Raw genomic sequence first — 4,426 nt, 5'->3', positions numbered from 1 at the left:
CTATAAGTGAGCAAGATCTCATGATACAAAAAAAACAAAAAAACATTAAAAATAAAGGGATAAAAAGATAGCGAGCGCTTACAACTATAAGTTAATCGAATTGAGTATGAGAGGCAGATCACTGACCTAAATGAGAGTAAAAATCAAACCAAAGATGGTAAATTGACGTTTATAACGATCACTTTCTACAAATTGACGTTTTTAACGGGAATTCAAATTGATAATTTTCTCTCCAAGGTGTCTTCTTACTCCTGCCAAAGGTCTACAGGCCACTCATGTTGACCAACTCCTCCGGTTTGTTAACACGCAATGAGGTAGGCCTTGGAGAGTGTTTATCAATTGATGACATTCATATCCATTAGTGAAATGAAAGCAAATAGTAAGGAACAGCTATGCTTGCCAATATTAAAAAAACAGCGCTAGCCGCTGCAGTAATCGCCGCCGCAGCGAGCCTTTCAGCTCCAGCAGCCGCACGCAGTGAGCTAACGATCGTACCTGATTTCTACCCTACAATGGTACGTAACTTTAACCCGTATCTAGCAACAAACCTACGTACGACCACTGATTTCATCTATGAACCACTGGTCATCTTCAACGAAATGCATGGTAATACACCCGTTATGCGTTTGGCTGAAGGCTTTAAAATGTCTGATGACCTAATGAGTGTTACTTTTGATATCCGTAAAGGTGTTAAATGGTCAGATGGTCAAGCATTTACAGCGGATGATGTCGTGTTCTCTTATGGCTTATTGAAAAATAAACCTGAACTCGACCAACGCGGTATCAACAAGTGGGTAACGAGCGTAGAAAAACTGAACGACTACCAAATCCGTTTCCGTTTAAGTGAAGCTAACTCAAACGTACCTTATGAAATCTCGTTAGTTCCTATCGTTGCTGAGCATGTATGGAAAGATGTGAAAGATCCAGCGACTTTCACCAACGAGAACCCTGTAGGTACTGGTCCGTTTACTGAAATCGACACCTTCACTCCACAGCTATACATCCAATGTCGTAACCCGAATTACTGGGATGCTGCAAACCTTGAGGTTGACTGTTTGCGTGTACCTCAAATTGCAAACAATGACCAATTGCTAGGTAAAATTGTTAACTCTGAACTCGATTGGACCTCTTCATTCGTTCCAGATATTGACCGTACTTATGCCGCTGCAAGCCCTAGCCACCACTACTGGTATCCGCCATCAGGCACACAAGCATTTATGGTTAACTTCAAAAACCCAGATGCAGTAAAAAATGAAGCGCTAAGCAACGTTGATTTCCGTCGCGCATTCTCTATGGCTCTTGACCGTCAAACTATTATCGATATCGCTTTCTATGGCGGCGGTACCGTTAATGACTTCGCTTCAGGCTTAGGTTATGCATTCCAAGCTTGGTCTGATGAAAACATCCACAATAAGTACAAAGGCTACAACACGTACAACGTTGAAGGCGCGAAAAAACTGCTTGCTAAAGCGGGCTTCAAAGACGTGAACAAAGACGGTTTTGTTGATACTCCATCAGGTAAATCTTTTGAGCTACTTGTTCAATCACCAAATGGCTGGACTGACTTCAACAACACAGTACAACTTGCCGTTGAACAGCTTGCCGAAGTAGGCATCAAAGCACGTGCTCGTACTCCAGAGTTTGCGGTTTATAACCAAGCAATGCTTGAAGGTACTTATGACGTCGCTTACACCAACTACTTCCACGGTGCGGATCCACATCTATACTGGAACAGTGCATACAACTCTGCACTACAGAAAGGTGAAGGTATGCCTCGTTTTGCTATGCACTTCTACAAAAACGACAAGCTAGATACTTTGCTAGACAGCTTCTACAAAACAGCGGATAAAAATGAGCAGCTAGAAATCGCTCACGGAATTCAGAAAATCATTGCTGAAAACCAAGTGACCATCCCTGTAATGTCAGGTGCTTACATGTACCAATACAACACAGCACGCTTTAGCGGCTGGTGGAACGAAGAAAATCCTAAGGGTCGTCCAAACATTTGGGCTGGTATCCCTGAGCGTCTATTACACGTACTGGACCTAAAACCAGTTAAGTAAGTAGAAGTTCATTCCTTGCGGCGTACTTCGTGCGCCGCTAAATAAAATCCCCTAAATACCTAGCAAATGTATAACGCTCGTCGTTAGGGGATTTTTCGCTCTAAATTTCGCTAGGAGCGACCTGAAACCAGGTACAGGATAAAACTGGGTGAGTAAGGTGTGAGTTATGGGTTATTTTTTAAGACGTTTGTCATTTTATTTTATCGCGTTGCTGGTTGCAGCAACATTGAACTTCATTATTCCGCGAGCCATGCCTGGAGACCCAGTGACCATGATGTTCGCAAACGCAACAACGCAAGTAACGCCAGAACGAATCGAAGCGATGAAACAGCTTCTCGGTTTCGTTGATGGTCCGTTGCCCGTACAGTATTTGACCTATTTAAAAAGCATTCTAAGTTGGGAATTAGGCACGTCGATTAAGTTCTATCCGTTAAGTGTCAATGAATTACTGGGTAGTGCATTTGGTTGGTCGTTATTTCTAGCGGGTACTGCGGTTGTGATCTCGTTCTCAATCGGTTCTCTACTGGGCATTTTTGCCGCATGGAAACGAGGCAGTCGTTACGATACGTTTATTACCCCAGGGATGTTGGTTATACAAGCCGTTCCACAAGTGGTTATTGCGATGATCGCTATGTTTACTTTTGCTATCGGCTTGCAATGGTTCCCTACGGGTTATGCCTACACTGCTGGTACGATGCCAGATTGGACAAGTTGGACATTCATTAAAGATGTGGCATACCACGCTTTCTTGCCTCTTGTCTGTGCATCTCTAGTACAAATCGGTGGGTTTCTCGTCAACATGCGTAACAACATGATTAACCTGCTCGCTGAAGACTACATCACGATGGCGAAAGGGAAAGGGCTCAGCGAAAACCGTGTGGTTTTCCAGTACGCCGCTCGTAATGCTTTATTGCCAAGTGTCACCGCTCTATCGATGTCTTTGGGTATGGCTATCGGTGGCCAGCTCATCATTGAAATTATCTTTAACTATCCTGGCCTTGGTACCGTTTTATTTAATGCGATCAACGCTCGTGATTACCAAGTTCTGCAAGGGCAGCTACTGATTATGACGCTCTTTATGCTGTTCTTTAACCTGTTGGCGGACATGCTTTATGTCGTACTAGACCCTCGCCTACGCAAGGGAGGTAAATAATCATGAAAGATCTCATTAAACTCATTCGCGGCAATACCGTTGCCATGGTCGGTGTCATTATTTTGGGCCTATTTTTATTCATCGCCCTTGCTGCGCCACTGATCACCAAACATGCGCCAGATAAACGTACCGGAAATCCACACGAGTACCCATCGTTCGTCGTCAAAGCCGCTAAAGCAGATCCGAATGGCTGGATTGCTGAAAACTTGGCGACTGACCGCCGTACCTTACTGCTCTCAAAAGGTGAAGACCATGTGCTAGGCACCTCTCGTATGGGACGCGATGTTTGGTCACAAGTGGTGTATGGCGCACGAGTCTCACTCGCCGTGGGTTTTGGCGCAGGAATGACCGTCTGTTTTCTTGCGACTGTGATTGGTGTTTCTGCCGGTTACTTTGGCGGTAAGGTCGATGACATTCTAACCGCCGCTATGAATATCATGCTGGTGATACCTCAATATCCTCTTTTATTCGTGGTCGCGGCATTTATTGGAGAGGCCGGCCCATTAACCATTGCACTCATCATTGGCTGCACCTCCTGGGCTTGGGGCGCTAGGGTTGTACGCTCACAAACCCTCGCACTGCGTGAGAAAGAATTTGTCAGAGCGGCGGAAGTCTTGGGTGAATCATCATGGCGCATCATTTTCGTTGAGATTCTACCTAACCTCATCTCCATCGTTGGCGCTAGCTTCATCGGCTCAGTGATGTACGCCATCATGATGGAAGCCACCATCTCCTTCCTTGGTCTTGGCGATCCAAACACCATCAGTTGGGGCATCATGTTGTACAACGTTCAAACGTCCTCTTCTATGCTGATTGGCGCTTGGTGGGAACTGCTTGCTCCTTGTATTGCTTTGACTCTACTCGTTACTGGTTTGGCTTTACTGAACTTTGCGGTCGATGAAATTGCCAACCCACAACTGCGTTCACACAAAGGAATGAAGCGTTGGAAAAAACTCGCAGAGCAAGACAAGAAAGAGCGTCAGCCTGACCTGCCACCACAAAATGCACTTTGGAGCGGAGATAAATAATCATGACAAACCCACTTATTTCAATCCGTAACCTATGCGTTGACTACATCACCGACGCAGGTGATGTTCGAGCATGCAGCAACGTCAGTTTTGACATTGCACCTGGCGAAGTATTTGGCCTTGCTGGTGAATCTGGCTGTGGTAAATCAACTATCGCATTTTCACTGATGCGTCTGCATAAG

4 protein-coding genes are annotated in these 4,426 nt (G+C 45.1%); all 4 read left to right on the top strand.

Annotated elements, in window-relative coordinates:
- Positions 1-392: 392 nt before the first annotated feature.
- Positions 393-2,063, top strand: coding sequence for an ABC transporter substrate-binding protein (locus AACT21_RS07015; RefSeq protein WP_013857639.1), 1,671 nt, complete (start codon positions 393-395; stop codon positions 2,061-2,063).
- A 166-nt stretch (positions 2,064-2,229) separates the two neighbouring features.
- Positions 2,230-3,216, top strand: a complete 987-nt coding sequence (locus tag AACT21_RS07010) for an ABC transporter permease (protein ID WP_013857640.1) — start codon at positions 2,230-2,232, stop codon at positions 3,214-3,216.
- A 2-nt stretch (positions 3,217-3,218) separates the two neighbouring features.
- Positions 3,219-4,244, top strand: coding sequence for an ABC transporter permease (locus tag AACT21_RS07005; protein ID WP_013857641.1), 1,026 nt, complete (start codon positions 3,219-3,221; stop codon positions 4,242-4,244).
- Between the two features lie 2 nt (positions 4,245-4,246).
- Positions 4,247-4,426: ATP-binding cassette domain-containing protein (locus AACT21_RS07000; RefSeq protein ID WP_141195253.1), on the top strand; the 180-nt coding region annotated here is incomplete at its 3' end.

Source organism: Vibrio sp. V08_P9A1T1 (genome assembly GCF_963874405.1).
In the GTDB taxonomy this organism is placed as follows: domain Bacteria; phylum Pseudomonadota; class Gammaproteobacteria; order Enterobacterales; family Vibrionaceae; genus Vibrio; species Vibrio anguillarum.
Note: the sequence above shows the minus strand (reverse complement) of the source record. Positions and strands in the feature narration are given on the sequence as shown.

Bases quoted from the DNA above. Each gene is read 5' to 3' on its own strand.
- AACT21_RS07015 (WP_013857639.1), top strand. From the start codon at position 393: ATGCTTGCCAATATTAAAAAAACAGCGCTAGCCGCTGCAGTAATCGCC.
- AACT21_RS07010 (WP_013857640.1), top strand. From the start codon at position 2,230: ATGGGTTATTTTTTAAGACGTTTGTCATTTTATTTTATCGCGTTGCTG.
- AACT21_RS07005 (WP_013857641.1), top strand. From the start codon at position 3,219: ATGAAAGATCTCATTAAACTCATTCGCGGCAATACCGTTGCCATGGTC.